This window comes from Streptomyces himastatinicus ATCC 53653, assembly GCF_000158915.1.
GTDB lineage: Bacteria > Actinomycetota > Actinomycetes > Streptomycetales > Streptomycetaceae > Streptomyces > Streptomyces himastatinicus.
On the sequence record NZ_GG657754.1, the window covers coordinates 8,447,551 to 8,463,149 of the forward strand.

General features: G+C 71.1%; 15 protein-coding genes, 1 tRNA gene and 2 pseudogenes. 6 read left to right on the forward strand and 12 right to left on the reverse strand.

What is annotated here, in order from left to right:
• Window positions 1-785: pseudogene (locus SSOG_RS36105) on the reverse strand (PD40 domain-containing protein); the annotation flags it as partial.
• A gap of 271 nt (window positions 786-1,056) precedes the next feature.
• Here SSOG_RS36105 and SSOG_RS36110 point away from each other — a divergent pair.
• Window positions 1,057-1,998: an alpha/beta fold hydrolase gene (locus SSOG_RS36110; protein WP_009719213.1), complete on the forward strand. Its 942-nt coding sequence runs from the start codon at window positions 1,057-1,059 to the stop codon at window positions 1,996-1,998.
• A 9-nt stretch (window positions 1,999-2,007) separates the two neighbouring features.
• On the opposite strand, the pseudogene SSOG_RS36115 reads toward SSOG_RS36110, so the two are convergent.
• A pseudogene (locus SSOG_RS36115) lies at window positions 2,008-2,935 on the reverse strand (transketolase family protein).
• A gap of 53 nt (window positions 2,936-2,988) precedes the next feature.
• Window positions 2,989-3,681, reverse strand: a complete 693-nt coding sequence (locus SSOG_RS36120) for a thiamine pyrophosphate-dependent enzyme (RefSeq protein ID WP_039939493.1) — start codon at window positions 3,679-3,681, stop codon at window positions 2,989-2,991.
• Between the two features lie 55 nt (window positions 3,682-3,736).
• On the opposite strand from SSOG_RS36120, the gene soxR reads away from it, so the two are divergent.
• The 3 genes from soxR (at window position 3,737) to SSOG_RS36135 (ending at window position 6,190) form a co-directional block, all read left to right on the forward strand.
• Window positions 3,737-4,210, forward strand: a complete 474-nt coding sequence (soxR, locus tag SSOG_RS36125; protein WP_009719216.1) for a redox-sensitive transcriptional activator SoxR — start codon at window positions 3,737-3,739, stop codon at window positions 4,208-4,210.
• A gap of 110 nt (window positions 4,211-4,320) precedes the next feature.
• Window positions 4,321-4,397: transfer RNA gene (locus SSOG_RS36130), tRNA-Pro, on the forward strand.
• Window positions 4,398-5,077: 680 nt separating this feature from the next.
• Window positions 5,078-6,190 carry an integrase core domain-containing protein gene (locus tag SSOG_RS36135; RefSeq protein ID WP_039942249.1) on the forward strand — a complete coding sequence of 371 codons (1,113 nt, stop codon included), beginning with the start codon at window positions 5,078-5,080 and terminating at the stop codon, window positions 6,188-6,190.
• A gap of 18 nt (window positions 6,191-6,208) precedes the next feature.
• On the opposite strand, the gene SSOG_RS36140 is transcribed toward SSOG_RS36135, so the two are convergent.
• The 3 genes from SSOG_RS36140 to rpmF form a co-directional block, all read right to left on the reverse strand.
• Entirely contained in the window at window positions 6,209-6,670 is a 462-nt protein-coding gene (locus tag SSOG_RS36140; RefSeq protein ID WP_208867394.1) for a class I SAM-dependent methyltransferase, read from the reverse strand.
• 104 nt (window positions 6,671-6,774) lie between these two features.
• Window positions 6,775-7,995, reverse strand: coding sequence for a GTP-binding protein (locus tag SSOG_RS36145; protein WP_009719219.1), 1,221 nt, complete (start codon window positions 7,993-7,995; stop codon window positions 6,775-6,777).
• 7 nt (window positions 7,996-8,002) lie between these two features.
• On the reverse strand, window positions 8,003-8,173 hold the full coding sequence (gene rpmF, locus SSOG_RS36150) for a 50S ribosomal protein L32 (protein WP_009719220.1): 171 nt from the start codon (window positions 8,171-8,173) through the stop codon (window positions 8,003-8,005).
• 207 nt (window positions 8,174-8,380) lie between these two features.
• On the opposite strand from rpmF, the gene SSOG_RS36155 reads away from it, so the two are divergent.
• Window positions 8,381-9,565: a GTP-binding protein gene (locus tag SSOG_RS36155; protein ID WP_009719221.1), complete on the forward strand. Its 1,185-nt coding sequence runs from the start codon at window positions 8,381-8,383 to the stop codon at window positions 9,563-9,565.
• A gap of 35 nt (window positions 9,566-9,600) precedes the next feature.
• Here SSOG_RS36155 and SSOG_RS36160 read toward each other — a convergent pair whose 3' ends face one another.
• The 6 genes from SSOG_RS36160 to rpmB all read right to left on the reverse strand — a co-directional run bounded on the left by SSOG_RS36160 (window position 9,601) and on the right by rpmB (window position 15,344).
• Window positions 9,601-10,320 carry an ATP-binding cassette domain-containing protein gene (locus SSOG_RS36160; RefSeq protein ID WP_009719222.1) on the reverse strand — a complete coding sequence of 240 codons (720 nt, stop codon included), beginning with the start codon at window positions 10,318-10,320 and terminating at the stop codon, window positions 9,601-9,603.
• Window positions 10,317-11,327 carry an ABC transporter ATP-binding protein gene (locus SSOG_RS36165; RefSeq protein ID WP_009719223.1) on the reverse strand — a complete coding sequence of 337 codons (1,011 nt, stop codon included), beginning with the start codon at window positions 11,325-11,327 and terminating at the stop codon, window positions 10,317-10,319. The genes SSOG_RS36160 and SSOG_RS36165 overlap by 4 nt, the downstream gene beginning before the upstream one ends.
• A 56-nt stretch (window positions 11,328-11,383) precedes the next feature.
• Window positions 11,384-13,120 carry an ABC transporter permease subunit gene (locus SSOG_RS36170; protein WP_009719224.1) on the reverse strand — a complete coding sequence of 579 codons (1,737 nt, stop codon included), beginning with the start codon at window positions 13,118-13,120 and terminating at the stop codon, window positions 11,384-11,386.
• Window positions 13,117-14,607 (reverse strand): ABC transporter substrate-binding protein, encoded by a 1,491-nt coding sequence (locus tag SSOG_RS36175; RefSeq protein ID WP_009719225.1) that lies wholly within the window; start codon window positions 14,605-14,607, stop codon window positions 13,117-13,119. Before SSOG_RS36175 ends, SSOG_RS36170 begins: the two co-directional genes overlap by 4 nt.
• Window positions 14,608-14,802: 195 nt before the next feature.
• Window positions 14,803-15,108: a 30S ribosomal protein S14 gene (gene rpsN / locus SSOG_RS36180; RefSeq protein ID WP_009719226.1), complete on the reverse strand. Its 306-nt coding sequence runs from the start codon at window positions 15,106-15,108 to the stop codon at window positions 14,803-14,805.
• Window positions 15,108-15,344 (reverse strand): 50S ribosomal protein L28, encoded by a 237-nt coding sequence (gene rpmB / locus SSOG_RS36185; RefSeq protein WP_009719227.1) that lies wholly within the window; start codon window positions 15,342-15,344, stop codon window positions 15,108-15,110. Before rpmB ends, rpsN begins: the two co-directional genes overlap by 1 nt.
• Window positions 15,345-15,433: 89 nt before the next feature.
• On the opposite strand from rpmB, the gene rpmG reads away from it, so the two are divergent.
• Window positions 15,434-15,598, forward strand: a complete 165-nt coding sequence (gene rpmG / locus SSOG_RS36190; RefSeq protein ID WP_009719228.1) for a 50S ribosomal protein L33 — start codon at window positions 15,434-15,436, stop codon at window positions 15,596-15,598.
• The last annotated feature ends 1 nt before the right edge of the window (window position 15,599 follow it).

Genomic DNA, 15,599 nt, shown 5'->3' on the forward strand with positions numbered 1-15,599 from the left:
CCTGGGCGCCCGTGGTCGCGTGGGAGCACGACGGTCACCGCCCCGGTGCCGTCCGCGCGTACGGAGGCCACCGTACGGGCGTCCAGCGCGGTGGCGCCGGGCACGCCGCGCACGAACAGCACGCGCTTGCCGTCCGGGGACCAGGTGGGGTCGAAGTCCTCCCAGGCGCCGCCCTGGAGCGGCCCGTCCTGGCCGGGGAGCCCGGTCAGCCGGGTCAGCTCGCCACTGGCCAGGTCCAGGACCCACACCCGGTACGGGCTGCCCGCCACCGGATCGCCGCCGCGCTCGGAGGCGAAGGCGATCCGGGTGCCGTCGGGCGACCAGGCGGGGCCGCGGTCGTCCCACGGCCCGTCCGTGCGCTGCCGCAGACCGGAACCGTCGGGGCGCAGCGTCCAGATATGGAAGCCGCCGCCCCGGTACGCGCACACGGCCAGCAGCTTCCCGTCGGGGGAGTGGACCGGACGGGTGGGCTCCAGATCGGGCGGGGTGAGCGCGACCGCGTCGCCGCCCTTGCGGGGAACGGACCACAGCACGTTCTGGACCTCGGCGATCAGCCGGTCGCCGGAGGGGGAGAGGGACGCGGCGCCGTTGGTGGCCGCCGTGAAGGAGAGCGAGACCCGCCGCGCCTCCGCCCGGGCCGCGGCCTGGGCCACCGCCTCGGCGGGCAGCGCGGCGGTTCCGGCGGCGACGGCGGTGCTCACGGCGGCCGCCTGGAGAAAGCGCCGTCGGGAGAAGGGGGACGGGGTCTCGTCGGACGCCTCGTCAGGTGCTTCGTATGTAGCCAACGATCCTCCTGGTACAGGGAATTGCACGGTTCAGGAGTTGCGGGTGGTACGGAAAGCGCTTGATCGTTACACACCGCCCGTGCTCCCGGTCAACACCCCGTCAGCACCTTGTCGGCGCCGCGTCAACACCGGCCCGTACCGGCGACGGCCGCCCGCCCGTACCGCCGACAACCCCCGTCCCTGGCCTTGGCTTGGCGGCCCGGCGAGGGGAGAGTGGGATTCCGCCCTCGCCACGAGGGCGCCATCCCCACGGCCCAGGAGACGGATACGCATGCCAGCTGGCGGCATCACCCACCGCACGGACCACCTGACCGCCCCGGACGGCGTGCGCGTCGCGACGTACACCTGGCAGCCGGAGTCGATCCCCGCGCGAGCGATCGTCCAGATCGCCCACGGCGCCGCCGAACACGCCCGGCGCTACGACCGGTTCGCCCGCTTCCTGGCGGGCCACGGCTACGCGGTCGTCGCCTCCGACCACCGCGGCCACGGGGCGACCGCCGAGTCCACCGGCGGCCTCGGGGTCGTCGGCGAGGCGGGCGACGGCTGGCGGGCCATCGTCGCGGACCTGCGCGCCATCGGCGACCGCGCCCGCGCCGACCACCCCGGACTGCCGCTGATCCTGCTCGGCCACAGCATGGGCTCCATGCTGGCCCGCGACTGCGCCCAGGAGTACGGCGGGGAACTGGCCGGGCTCATCCTCTCCGGCACCTTCCGCTCACTGCCGGGCGCGGAGATCGAGGACGCGATGGCGGAGATCGAGCGGGAGATCGCGGACCGCGGCCGTACCGCCCTGTCCACCTTCGTCCCCACGCTCTTCGCCTCGTTCAACGACCCGTACGAGTTCGGGACGGGCTTCGAATGGCTCTCCCGGGACCGGGCCGAGGTCGCCGCCTACGCCGCCGACGACCACTGCGGCTTCCCCTTCAGCGCCGGACTCTCGCTGGACTGGCTGCGCGCCGTCCGCAAGGTCAACGACCCGCGCCACCAGGCCCGCGTCCCGGACGCGCTCCCGGTCCACCTTGCGGTCGGCACCGAGGACCCCTGCAACCAGCGGATGACCCTGGTCTACGAACTCCTGGAGGACTTCCGCTACGGCGGCACCCGGGAGCTGACCTGGAAGGGCTACCAGGGCGCCCGGCACGAGATCCTCAACGAGACCAACCGCGACGAGGTACAGCAGGACCTCCTGGACTGGCTCGACAAACACCTCTGAGGCCGCCGGCTACCGCCGCCCGTCCAGGAAACGGGCGATGCTCTCACGCAACGACCCCGGATCGAGCCCCTGCCCCGCCAGATGCTCCTCCATCGTCCCGTAGCGCCGCAGCTCACGCCGGGCGATGCCGAGCCCGAGCACCCGGTGCGGAACGTCGGCGAGGGCGTCGTTCGCGGCCGCCGTCGACGTGCCCGCGAGGTACGGCTCGACGAGTACGACGTCCGTACGGGCGCCGTCCGTACCGGCGGCGGCCGCGCCGGTGGCGGCCCGTAGCGCGCGCCCCGTCGAAGGGGCGCACGGTGGTGGCGTACAGCACGGTCACGTCCAGCCCCTCGACGGCCGCGAGCACGCCGTCGAGCATCGGCCCGACCGCGACCACCACCCCGTCGCGCCCCTCCCGCACGGTCAGGAACCGCCCGGGGGCGACGTCCCGCGGCGCCGCGTTGGCGTGCGCCGACAGCCGTACGTACACCGAGTCGTCCCCGGCCGCGGCCGCGTCCCGCAGCAGCGCCTCGGCCTCGTCGGGGTGGCCGGGGACGTGCACCGTCCAGCCGTCGAGGGTGTCCATCAGGGCGACGTCACCGGGCGCCATATGGGTGAAGCCGCCCGCGGGCCAGTCGTACGACCCCGCCGCGCTCACCAGCACCCCGCCCACCCCCTGATGCCCGAAGTCCAGCTTCACCTGCTCGAAGGCCCGCTCGACCAGAAAGCTGGCGAAGGTGTGCACGATCGGTCGCATCCCGGTCAGCGCCAGTCCACCGCCCACGCCGACGAGCAGCTGCTCCCGAATGCCGACGTTGATCACCCGGTCGGGGTGGGTGCGCCCGGCGTCGGCGAACCCGTCCTTGCCGATCTCCGCCAGGACGACCGCCAGCCGGGGGTCGTCGTCGAGGAGACGGGAGGCGGTGGAGGCGAAGCGCTCACGCATGGTGTCCACGAAAGAATCCCCTTAAAAACAATTGGGCCGAAAGATACGGAACCGAACAGACCTCACCCCTCCTTGCCCTCGACCCGGGCGACGACGGCGCGCGGCCGCCCCGGATGCGGTGCGGTGAAGGCGTCGTACAGTGCGTCGTGGTCCCGCCCGTCGACCGTCGCCGTGGACCAGCCCGCGGCCTCGAACCGGGCGGCGATGCCGCCGGGGCGGCCGTAGGTGGCGGAGGCGTTGTCGACGACGAGCGTGTGCAGCCGCTCCAGCCCGGCGGCGCCCGCGTACGCGATCGCCTCGTGGTTGCTCCCCTCGTCCAGCTCGGCGTCGCCGATCAGCACCCACACCGCGGGCCCGCCGCCCCCGTCGAGTCCCTGCGCCCGCAGCCCCAGCGCCGTCCCCACCCCCAGCGGCAGCCCGTGCCCGAGCGAACCACTGCTGATCTCGGCCCCCGGCACCAGCACCCGGTCCGGATGGTGGCCGAGCGGCGAGTCGTACGAGCCGAACCCCGGCAGCAGCGAGTCGGCGAAGAACCCCTTGGCCGCGAGCACGGCGTAGTACGCCATGGGCCCGTGCCCCTTGGACAGCAGAAACCGGTCCCGCCCCGGATCGTCCACGCTCTCCGGCGAGACGCGCAGCACGCGGTCGTACAGCACCCAGAGCGCGTCGAGCGTGGAGGTGGCGGCGGGCCCGTGCTTCTCGTCGCCGGTCATCAGGCTCATCAGCCTCGGAAGGTCGGTGAAGGTCGAGGTCATACGGAGAGCCTGCAACTTCAAGGCGACTTGAAGTCAAGGGCTAGGCTCACCGTCCATGACCTCGTCCTCCGATCGCCTCACCATCGGCGAGCTGGCCGCCCGCAGCGGCCTCGCCACCTCGGCCCTGCGCTACTACGAGGAACTCGGCCTGATCCACTCCGAACGCACCGTCGGCCGCCAGCGCCGTTACCCCCGAGCCACCCTCCGCCGCGTCGCCTTCATCCGGGCCGCCCAGCACGTCGGCCTCACCCTCGACGAGGCCGCCGCGGCCCTCGCCCGCCTCCCCGCCGACCGCGCCCCCACGGCCACCCAGTGGAACGCCGTCGCCCGCACCTGGACCCACCGCATCGACCAGCGCATCGCCGACCTGGAACGCCTGAAGGCAAAGCTCACCGGCTGCATCGGCTGCGGCTGCCTCTCCCTGCGCAAATGCGCCCTCTACAACCCCTCCGACACCGCCTCCACCCACGGCCCCGGCGCCCGCTACCTCCTCGGCGACACCCCGCCACCCCCCGAGAACACCCCGTAACCCCGGGCCGCCCCGAGCCCCCGCCCAGGGGTGGAGGCGAGCACCCCCTGAGGTGCGGTATTGTTCTTCATGCGCGCCCGGCAAGGGGAAAACCCAAGCCGGACAAGCACCGGGACGTGGCGCAGTTTGGTAGCGCACTTGACTGGGGGTCAAGGGGTCGCAGGTTCAAATCCTGTCGTCCCGACCAGCGTTTTCGCAGGTCGGAGGCCGTTTCCGCGGGTAGCGGAAGCGGCCTTTGTCGTGTCTGGGCTGGGAGCGATGGGGAGCCCTCTGGGAGCCCTCGTGCTCCCAACTCGCAAACAGGTCAACGGTGTCCGATTCAATCGTCACCCGATCCGGTAGACCTACAGTGCCGTACCGCGCCCCTGTACGCTGTCGTCAACCGTAGGCCCCTGAGGTCACCCCATCGATCCGGATGCTCTCTGCATCGAGAGGCATAAGAACCCCTTGTCGGCTCCCGACCCCCTTTCCGGGTGGGAGCACGGCATCGTGCTCCCCATGCGACAGGGGTGGGGTGAACCACTGGTGATCCCTCCGGGCCGGTTTCCGCAGGCAGCTCGCGCGCGGGTGTCCTGGTCGCTATGGACGGCCTGCGTCAAGGCACGGCAAAGCCCCTTGGCGTCCGTCGGCAGATAGGGCACTCCCAGAGTGTGAGCGCCGTATCCGGCTCTGTAGCGCCGTAGCGAGACAGCCCGTGGAGATCTCACTAGAACAAAAAGTGTGCCAACCGAGCAAGGTCCTAGTAGGGCACCGGGCACTAGATGAGCGCGGTGCCGAGGTGGCCTCTGGCTGAAGGGTGTCTTTATTGCCGTACGGTGGTTGACTTGGGGCTTTGCGCTCGCCCAAGTGTGGGCATGATCAGTGATCGTGGGTCTGCGACTGCTGTACCTGATCTTCTGCCGCCTGCTGGGCTGCTTCCTGTTGCTGGGCGGGTCGGCCGCCGCGAACAACGCCGAGATCCTTGGCCTTCGTCATGAGGTCGCTGTGCTTCGCCGGCAGATCGGGCGGCCGCGGCTGTCATGGGCTGATCGTGCCGTGCTCTCCGCTCTCGCACGGCATCTGCCACCCGTCTTACGTCGCCATCGGCTGGTTACCCCGGGCACACTGCTGACCTGGCACCGTCGTCTGGTGCGCTGGAAGTGGCGCCAGACGGCGGTCGGATCCGGTCGTCCGCCGTTGCCGGAAGAGACAGTCGCGCTCATCCAGCGCCTGGCGAGAGAGAATTCGACCTGGGGCTACGTCAGGATTCAGGGTGAACTGCGACGGCTTGGCCATAGGGTTGCCGCCGCCACGATCCGGCGCGTTCTGCGCCGCTCCGGTCTGCCGCCCGCACCGCAGCGCGCCTCCCAGCAGACCTGGCGCTCCTTCCTCCGCGCCCAGGCCCACACGCTGCTTGCCTGCGACTTCATGCACGTGGAGACCGTTTTCCTTAAACGTCTCTATGTCTTCTTCGTCATGGAGATCGCCACCCGGCGCGTCCATGTCCTGGGTGTCACCGCGCGCCCTACAGGCGTATGGGTCACCCAGCTCGCCCGCAATCTGCTCATGGATCTCGAGGAGAGGGCTGGGTGCTTCCGGTTCCTCATCCGGGACCGGGACAGCAAGTTCACTGCTGCGTTCGATGCTGTCTTCGCCGGCAACGGCACAGCCGTCATCCCGACCCCGCCGCAAAGCCCCCGGTCCAACACGTTCGCCGAACGATGGATACGCACAGCCCGCGCCGAATGCACCGACCGACTCCTCATCACCGGCGAACGTCACCTGCGCACGGTCCTCGACCAGTACGCCGAACACTACAACGCAAGACGGGCCCACCGCGGCCTCGACCTACGAGCGCCCGACGACGACCCGAACGTCATCCCCCTGCCTGCTGCCGCGGTCAGGCGCCGACAGGTACTTGGTGGAGTGCTCAACGAGCACCACACCAGGCCACCCCTACCACCTCACCATCCGCAGGAAACGCCCAGCTCAGCAGCCTGATCGGAATATTGACACCCTTCAGGGGGCGGTCGGCGGGGCGAGGTTGAGGATCACGCGGCCCCCGGGGGCCAGGCGTGGGGCGACCCTTGCCCACAACTCCTGCCGCTGGCCCGGCGGAAGGTGGCCAATCATGTTCATCGCCAGCAAGGCGCGGATGCGGTCGGGGAGCGGGGTGTTCAGGGCGTCGCCCGAGTCCACGGTGACGCGTCGGCGTAGCCGCGCGTCCTCGTGGACCCGGGCGAGCAGGACCGCCCGCAGGGCCGGGGAGGGTTCGACGGCCAGGACCGGGGAGTCATCGGGGAGAGCGGCGCACACGGCGCGGACGCCCCTCCCCGAACCGGCACCCAGATCGACAATCGTCCCCTCGACGGCATCGACACCTCCGAGCGCCTCGGCCAGTGAGGGGTCGAAGGCATCCCATGCATCGGCGATCATGATGTCGATGTACTCGGCCGACCGTTCGTAAGGGTCGTTCATCATCGGCTCCTCGGTGGAAAGCGGTGGTGGATCAGTGCGAGGGGTGAACTGGACCCGGCCCGACCCCGCACGTGGCACCGCTCGGAGTGCGCCGAGTGTGCTGTACTTCAGTGCACCGGTAGGGGTTCGGTCTCGTGTGGACCGTGCTCGTGGTCACACGTCTCGTCGAGGCCGTAGGTCTCCCAGGCGGGGAAGGGGTCGTCCCAGGCCGACCAGCCCCGGGCGCCCAGTGCGTGCTCATCGTCGGTGAGTAGGCATGCGGACAGGGCGTGGTGCAGGGCGGTGGGGCGCAGTCCGGTGCCGATGAAGACGAGTTCCTGGCCGCGCTCGGCGGCTTCACCGGCCTCGCTGTGGCCCTCGCGTGCTCCGGAGGGTTCGAACCGGGCGACGGCGCCTGCCTGTGACCACAGTCCGGTCACCCGCGGGCGGGTGGCCAGCCAGAAGAAGCCCTTGGAGCGCAGGACGCTGCCGTAGGCCCCGGTGTCCAGGTCCGTGGCGACGAAGTCCCACAGCCGGGTGGGATGGAAGGGCCGGGTGGCCCGGAAGAGGGTGCTGGAGATGCCGTATTCCTCGGTCTCCGGCACATGGTCGCCGTTGAGTTCCCGCACCCAGCCGGGAGCTTCCTGGGCGCGTTCGAGGTCGAAGCGGCCGGTGCCGAGCACGTCCGTGGGGGAGACCCGGCCGTGGGTTGCGGGTACGAGATGGGCGGCCGGGTTGAGCCGGGACAGCGTGGCCGCCAGCCGTTCGGCTGTGTCGGGGGTGACCAGGTCGAGTTTGTTGAGGACGATGACGTCGGCGAACTCGACCTGGTCCATGAGGAGGTCGCTGACGGTGCGTTCGTCGTCCTCGTACTGGTCGAGTCCCCGCGCGACCAGCTCGTCGCCGCCGGTCAGCTCCGGGAGGAAGTTCGCGGCGTCGACGACCGTGACCATGGTGTCGAGCCGTGCGACCTCGTCCAGCGTTGCGCCGTCGTCGCGGGGGAAGGTGAAGGTGGCGGCGACGGGCATGGGCTCGGAGATGCCGCTGGACTCGATGAGGAGGTAGTCGAACCGTCCCTCTTTCGCGAGCCGGTCCACCTCCTCCAGCAGGTCGTCGCGCAGGGTGCAGCAGATGCAGCCGTTCGTCATCTCGACGAGGCGTTCTTCGGTGCGGGAGAGAGCCGCGTCGCCGTCGCGGACGAGTGCGGCGTCGATGTTCACCTCGCTCATGTCGTTGACGATGACGGCGACCCGCAGCCCGTCGCGGTTGTTGAGGAGGTGATTGAGGAGGGTGGTCTTGCCGGATCCCAGGAAACCCGACAAGACCGTCACCGGAAGCTGGTCGGCCATGGCGCGGTCAGCCCTCGGGGCGCAGCAGACCGCGCCGGTAGGCGGGGACGAGCCGTCGTGGCACCTGGTGTTCGAGGCCGTCGATGGTGATCGTCACCAGCTCCGGCGCGCTTGCCTTCCACTGCGCGCGGCGGTGGCGGGTGTTGCTCCGGGACATCTTCCGCTTGGGCACGGCCATGACGTACGGGTCCTTTCCTGCTCAGTGTCGCTCGACGTTGCCCCGCACCATACATGAAAATGGGTGCCGTTTTCATGTAGCGTTTTGCTGGGTGCTGTGAGGCCGTCGGTCAGGAGGAAAAATGCCGTTGGTGATGTTGCGGGTGCGCAGGAGCGCTTATGGGCTCGTCACCGCCCTCGGGCGGGGGCCGGAGTGAGGGGCCGCGGCTTGCTGGGTCTGGTGTCCGGCAACACCCCGGAATCCCGGGGCCGCGTCCTGGACCTGCTGCGGCTCGCCTCGCCCGACGCGCTGGTGCTCTCGGTCTCGGTCCACGGTGGCGGGGCGGGGCGGTACCCCTTCGTGCAGCGCCTCGTCGCGGGCGGTGACGAACAGCAGCCCGCCTCGCTGTCTCAAGCGGCCACAGGCGACCCTGCGGTGATTATCCGTCAGGACCTGGACACCATCGCCCGCACCGCCACATCCCCGCATGTCGTGCTCGCGCTCCCCGACAACGTCGACGCCGTGTCGTTTCTGGCCGAGCTGTGGCGGACCCCGCTGGGCAGGACCCCGCTGTCCGACCACTACGACCTCGCACCCCTCGCCGCCGGTGTCGACCCCGGTCGGCTGCTGAGCGACCTGCGCTGCGTGCACCGCTCCGCCCACGTTTTCGGCGACCGTCCGCAGGCCGTGCCCCTCACGGTCGCCGAGGCCGCCGCCCGGTTGGTGGAGGCCGCCCACATGATGGTCGTGCGGGACGGCCGGGGGGAGGACGGCAGCCGCCTTGAAGGCTCCCGCGCCCTGCTCGCCCATCTCAACCCGTCCGCGGAGATCCTCCTCGACGCGGGAGACCGTGACAGCGCTCCACTGACGACTCTGACGCGGTCCGATTCCACGTGGGCCGCGGGCGGACTGGCCGACCGGCTCGACCCCGTCGCTTCTGTCGTGCGCCGTCGCGGCATCGATCACGGCGTGGCCTCGGTGCTGTGGCGGTCCCGGCGCCCGCTGCATCCTGAGCGGCTGGCGGAGAGCCTGCCCCAGGTCATGCCTGCGGTGGTGCGCAGCCGAGGGCACGTGTGGATGGCCACCCACCCGGGCACGGTCATCTCCTGGCGCTCGGCCGGTCGCCACCTCGAACTGCGAGAGGCCGGACGCTGGCTGGAGGACGGCGATACGGAAGGCTGGCGCGCCGCCTCGCCCCAGCGCCGGACGCTGGCCTCGTGGTATTGGGACGACTACTACGGCGAGCGCCGCAACGAGATTCTGCTCACCGGCGCTGAACTGGACGAGGACCGGCTGCGGGCCGCACTGGACGCCGCCGTGCTCGACGACCGTGAACTGGCCCTCGGCGCCGAGCACTGGGCTTGCCTGCCCGATCCGTTGCTCGGCGCCGCGGCGCAGGACCCGGAAGGCTGACCGGTAGGAGGGGGGAACCCGGCCCACGACGGGGGCTACGCAGGACCGCTGTCGAGTGCGGTGAGGCTCAGCTCGCGGGCAGGCCGGGTATCGACGATCCGGCCCTGCCGCATGACGGCGACACGGTGGGCGAAGTGGCGTACGAGCGCGAGGTCATGGCAGATGAACAGGTACGCCAGGCCCCGGTCCTCCTGGAGGGCGGTGAGCAGGTTCAGCACGCCCGCGCGCACCGACGGGTCGAGTGCCGACACCGGCTCGTCCAGCACCAGCAACCGGGGCTCACCGGCCAGCGCCCGGGCGATTCCGACGCGCTGGCATTGCCCGCCGGACAGTTCGTGTGGCAGGCGGTCGCCCAGCGAGGTGTCGAGGCCGACGGTCTCCATCAGCGTCTCGACCTGGCCGGTTGCCGGTGGCCTCCGTTGTGCGCGCAGGGGTTCGGCGATCGCGTCGCGGATCCGCAGCCGGGGGCTGAGCGAGCCGTAGGGGTCCTGGAAGACCGGCTGGAACCGGGGCCGCAGCGGGCGCAGCTCGCGCTCCCGCAGGCCGGTGAGCTCGTGCCCCTCGAAGCGTACGCTCCCGCCGGCCGGGCGGCGCAGGGCGAGCGTGGCCAGGGCGGTGGAGGATTTTCCGCAGCCCGATGGGCCGATCAGCGCGAGTGTTTCCCCCGCGTGGATCTCGAAGGAGACCCGGTCGACGGCGGTGTGGCGGCCGTAGCGGACGACAAGGTCCGTCACCTTCAGCAGCGGGTCGCTCATGCTGTCGCCTTCCGTGAGAAGAGTCCGGTCGCCGGCACGGGAAGCTCCGTCGAGCGGTGGCAGGCGGCCAGCTGTCCCGGCTCCCCGGCGGGGGCCAGCGCGGGCTCCTCGTCCTCGCAGTTCTGCCGGGCCAGCGGGCAGCGCGGTGCGAAGGCGCAGCCACGTGGAAGGTGCGTCGGCGACGGCGGCGCACCGTCGATCGACGGCAGCCACCGGTCCACCGCGTCCACCTCGGCGGGCGGCAGTGAGGCGATCAGGCCCGCGGTGTACGGCGCTCGGGGTGCGCGGAACACCGGCTCCACCGGGCCCGATTCCACGGCCCGCCCCGCGTACATGACCACGACCCGGTCTGCGTGCCGCGCGACGATCCGCAGGTCATGTGTGATCAGCACCAGTGCCGCGCCGGTCGCTTCGCGGGCCGCCGCCAGGGCCTCCAGCACCTGGGCCTCGATTGCCGGGTCCAGTGCGGTCGTCGGCTCGTCGGCGATGACCAGCTCCGGCTCGTTCACCATCGCCATGGCGATCACCGCTCGCTGACGCATGCCGCCGGAGAACTCGTGCGGATACGCCCGCGCCCGCCGCGCGGCGTCCGCGATGCCCACGCGGTCCAAAGCTGCCACGGCGCGAGAGCGGGCCTCCTGGCGGGAGGTCTTCGCGACGGACCGCACGGCCGCGGTGATCTGGTCGCCGACCGTGTGGACCGGGCTGAGCACGGTCAGCGCGTCCTGCGGCACGAACGCCATCCGGCGGCCCCACACGCCCGCGTACGACTCTCCCATCAGCTCGCGCCCGCGCAGCCGTACGCTGCCGGTGACGCGGGCCCCGTGCGGTGGCATCCCGAGGACCGCCCGCGCGGTCAGGGACTTCCCCGCTCCCGACTCCCCGACGAGCGCGACGACTTCGCGTTGGTGCACTTCGAACGACAACCCCCGCACGGCGGGTACGGCGTGGCCCCCGCCTCTCAGGGTCACGTGAAGATCGCGCACTGCGAGGAGCGGTTCGGGCATGGGCGGTCACCTTCGGTGCGGAGGAATCGGACATGTATGCGGGGTGAGCGGAGACCTCACGGGCCGGTGTTGTGGCGCGTGCGCAGGCCCGCGGTCGACAGGGAGACCGCAAGCCCGGCCAGCAGGGCGAGTGCGAGTGCCGGCGCGAGGGCGGCCCATGGGGCCCGCTCGACGTACAGCCGTGATTCGTCGAGCATGAGGCCCCATTCGGGAGCGGGGGGCTGGGCGCCGAGCCCCAGGAAACCGAGCGAGGCCAGGGCCAGCGCGATTCCGGGGAGCCGCAGTACCGCGTGGCGGGCGACAGGACCGGCGACTGCGGGAAGTATGTGCCGGGTGAGGATCCACAACGGCCGTGCGCCGATGGCCCGTTGCGCGGTCAGATAGGCCGCTGCGCGCGTCTCCGTCACCAGCGCTGCCGCATGTGCGGCCAGAGGGGGCCAGGAGACGAGGGCGACGGCAAGCGATGCTCCCGCCGTGCCGGGGCCGAGGACGGCGGCGACGAGGATTCCGACGACGACCGGGGGCAGGGCGTTGGCGATGTCGGCGGCGCCGGTCGAGACGTTCGGCAGGAAGCCGAAGGCCAGGGCAAAGAGATAAGAGACCACGCACACGGCGATGGCCACGCCGACCGTAGCGGCGGCGCCGTGTCCCAGCCGGGCCAAGACGTCGCGGCCCAGTGCGTCCGTGCCGAGCGGGTGGGCGAAGGACGGCACGGCCAGGCGCCCATCCGTGTCCAGACGGTACGGATCACCGAGCAGCCCCCAGCCGATGGCGGCCGTCAGGAGCGCTGCCAACAGCACCGGCATCGCCCGGCGCAGCCGTGTCGGCTCGGCGACAACGGGCGCGGGCAGGGCCAGCGCCGCGTCCTTCAGCCCCGGTCCGAGCAGCCGGCCACGTACGAGATGTGCCACTGCGCCGGCAGCCAGCCCGAGCGTGAGCAGGGCGAGCACGGTGCCCTGCAGCAGCGGCAGGTCCTGGGACTTGGCAGCGCCGAGGGCGGTGCGCCCAAGGCCCGGCACGGCGAAGACGGTCTCGACGGCGACGGCGCCACCCGTGAGGCCGACCACTACCAGGCCGAGCTGCGGCACCAGCGCGGGCATGGCCCGGCGCAGTGCCGCGCAGGCGATCCGGCCTCCTGTGATCCCCGAGGCCCGCCACAGTCCTGCCCACCGCTCACCGAAGGCGGCGGGCAGCGCGTCGTCGATGAGCCTGCCGACGATGCCTCCCGCCGGGACGCCCATGGCGAGGGCGGGCAGCACCATGTTCACGGGTCCCTGCCAGCCGGAGGTCGGCAGCCAGCCACACCACACCCCGAGCACGATCAACAGCACCGTCGCCAGCAGGAATTCGGGCACGGCTGCCAGCATCGCGGCCATCGCGCCACCGCCCCCGCGCACCGTGCCCCGCGCGCCTCGCACCAGCGCCGGAGCACACACCGCGGCGGCGACCAGCAGCGCCACCATCAGCGACGCGCCCATCAGCGAGAGGGAGACGCCGAGCCCGGAGAGTACCGACGGCAGTACATCGGTGCCGGAGACCCAGGACTGTCCGAGGTCTCCGCGTACCAGCGCGCCCGCCCAGTCGCCGAGCAAGCCCAGGGCTCCGGCGTCCAGCCCGAGATCCCGCCGTACGGCCGCCAGCGCCTCGCGTGTCGGCTCCTGTTCAGCGGACCGGGCGCGCAGCACGGTGAGGGCCGGGTCCCGGCCGGACAGCCACGGCAGCAGTCCGACGGCGGCGGTGACGGCGGCCAGGGCTCCCGCCCGGGTCAGGCCGGCCCGTAGGGCGGCGCTCACTTGACGTACGTCTCGTTGGTGACGAGTTCACGCTCGCGCGGGTCCTTGGCGGAGCCCACGACGTCGGTGGCGTCTCCCTGGATGACCCGCTCGTGCAGCATGGGGATCGCGGCGTCGGTGTTGAGAATCGCGGTCTCGGCCTTCAGGATCGCCGCACGCCGGGCATCGCCGGCCGCGGTGGCCTCGGCCTTTCGTACCGCGCCGTCGACCGTTTCGTCGTTGAGCTGGGAGATGTTGAAGGAGCCGTCGCCGGCGAAGTCGCTGTGCAGGTATGCGGCCGGGTCACCGGAGTCCAGCACGGTCGCCCGGGAGAGGATGAAGGCGTCGAACTTCCCCTTGAGCGCGTCGGATTCGATGTTGGCGTACTCGCGCACCTCCAGCTTCACCTTGAAGCCCGCGTCCCGCAGCTGCTGCTGCAGCACGGTGGCGACCTCGGGCAGCTCAGCGCGATCGGTGAAGGTGCCGATGGTGATGGACCGGCCACCCGGGTCACCGGCCTTGGCCGTCTTGGTACGGCCGTCCCGCTCCTTGGCCGCCCAGGGCAGCGCCGGACCCAGCAGCCCCCGCGCGACATCGGCGCGGTTCTCATAGACGCCCTTGACCAGCGCCTTGGCGTCAATGGCCCGGCGTGCGGCGGCGCGCAGCGCCGGGTCGGCGAAGGGGCCGTGCTCGGTGTTGAGATAGAGGGTGTTGGTCCGGGGCATGGGGACCTCGCTGATCTGGCCCTCGTCCAGCAGCGCCGCCTGGGAGACGGGTACGGCCTCGACGATGTCGGCATCGCCGCTGCGCAGAGCGGCGGCGCGTGCGGCTCCGTCGGGCACGAAGGTGACGTCGATGCCGGCGGCCTTGGCCTTGCCGCCCCAGTAGTCCGCGTTGCGGTCGAGGGTGGCCGAAGTGGTGCCGTTCACCTTCTTCAGGACGAAGGCGCCGGTCCCGGCGCCGACCGGGCTGACGGTCTTTCCCCGGTACGCCTTGGCGGCGAGGATCGACAGCTGCGGGGAGGACAGCCGCTGTGGGACGAGCGGGTCCGCCTCGGCGGTGGTGACGGCGACGGTGCTGCCACCGCTCGCCTTCACCTTCATGTCGACCCCGTCCAGGATGCGCGGCTTGGGCGCGGCCCGGGTGGCGGCGTTCAGGGACCGTACGACGGCCTGGGCGGTGAGCGCTGACCCGTCGTGGAATTCCACGCCCTGGCGGATGGTGAAGTTCCACGTCTTGTCGCCGGTCCGCCGCCACTTCGTGGCGAGGGCCGGTTGCGCGTCGCCGTCCTTGTCGAGGGTGACCAGGGTTTCGGCGGTGCTCCAGCGCGACAGTTTGAAGGCGTCGTCGCTGAGCGGGGACAGGGCGGATCGCGGCGGCTGCATCATCGCGACGCGGATGCGCTTGCCCTCGGAGGCGGATGGTGCACCGGAGGAGAAACAGCCGGTGAGCAGAAGCGAGGAAGCCACGGATATCGCGGCGAGGGGCAGGGTCTTGGGCAGGTTCACAGGAGTCTTCCTGAGGGCGGCGAGCTGGGAATTTACCTGCCTTTGAACTTAGCACACGATAATCATTGTCAAATTTGCTGCCGGAGAGACCGCTGAAATATGGGCGAACGCCGGCGCGACGGGGGTCGCGGTGCGGACGCTGTGGGCCGGAGTGCGGCATATGGCGTCCGCCCGCGTCAAGCGCCCCGGCGGGGGCTACCAGCTGCTCTTGGTCACGCCGGGAAGCTCGCCCGCGTGCGCCATCTGGCGCAGCCGGATCCGGGAGAGGCCGAAGGCGCGCAGATGGCCGCGGGGGCGGCCGTCGACGGAGTCGCGGTTGCGTACGCGGGTGGCGCTGGCGTCGCGCGGCTGGCGCCGCAGTTCCCCCTGGGCGGCGAGGCGTTCCTCATCCGGGGTGCGGGGGTCGGCGATGATCCCCTTCAGCTCGGCGCGGCGCTCGGCGTAGCGGGCGACGATCGCACGCCGCTGCTCGTTCTTGGCGATCTTGCTCTTCTTCGCCATCAGACCTTTCCTCCCTTGGCGCGGATGCGGGTCACGGCGGCCTCGATGCCGATCACATCGACGGTCTTGATGCCCTTGGTGCTGAGGGTGAGCCGGACGTGGCGGCCCTCGCTCGGCAGCCAGTAGCGCTTGCGTTGGATGTTGGGGTCGAACCGGCGCTTGGTCCGGCGGTGGGAATGGGAGATCTTCTGGCCGAAGCCGGGCTGCCGGCCGGTGAGTTGGCAGTGGGCGGACATGGTTCCTCTCCAGGTGTCCAGGGGGTGGTGCGGGTGGCACAGTAGCAGCTTGATGAAAATGAAAACCAAGTTTATGTATGCTGTGGCTCATGGCACGCAACGAGCTACGCCCGATCATCAAGCTGAGGTCCACCGCGGGCACCGGCTACACCTACGTCACCCGCAAGAACCGGCGGAACGACCCCGACCGGATGACTCTGCGCAAGTACGACCCGGTCGTCGGCCGCCACGTCGACTTCCGAGAGGAGCGCTGAC

Coding starts and splice junctions, on each gene's coding strand:
- SSOG_RS36140 (WP_208867394.1), bottom strand. CDS start 6,670: ATGATGAACGACCCTTACGAACGGTCGGCCGAGTACATCGACATCATG.
- SSOG_RS36165 (WP_009719223.1), bottom strand. CDS start 11,327: ATGCCCGAACCGCTCCTCGCAGTGCGCGATCTTCACGTGACCCTGAGA.
- rpsN (WP_009719226.1), bottom strand. CDS start 15,108: ATGGCGAAGAAGAGCAAGATCGCCAAGAACGAGCAGCGGCGTGCGATC.
- SSOG_RS36160 (WP_009719222.1), bottom strand. CDS start 10,320: ATGAGCGACCCGCTGCTGAAGGTGACGGACCTTGTCGTCCGCTACGGC.
- soxR (WP_009719216.1), top strand. CDS start 3,737: ATGACCTCGTCCTCCGATCGCCTCACCATCGGCGAGCTGGCCGCCCGC.
- rpmG (WP_009719228.1), top strand. CDS start 15,434: ATGGCACGCAACGAGCTACGCCCGATCATCAAGCTGAGGTCCACCGCG.
- rpmB (WP_009719227.1), bottom strand. CDS start 15,344: ATGTCCGCCCACTGCCAACTCACCGGCCGGCAGCCCGGCTTCGGCCAG.
- rpmF (WP_009719220.1), bottom strand. CDS start 8,173: ATGGCCGTGCCCAAGCGGAAGATGTCCCGGAGCAACACCCGCCACCGC.
- SSOG_RS36120 (WP_039939493.1), bottom strand. CDS start 3,681: ATGACCTCGACCTTCACCGACCTTCCGAGGCTGATGAGCCTGATGACC.
- SSOG_RS36145 (WP_009719219.1), bottom strand. CDS start 7,995: ATGGCCGACCAGCTTCCGGTGACGGTCTTGTCGGGTTTCCTGGGATCC.
- SSOG_RS36110 (WP_009719213.1), top strand. CDS start 1,057: ATGCCAGCTGGCGGCATCACCCACCGCACGGACCACCTGACCGCCCCG.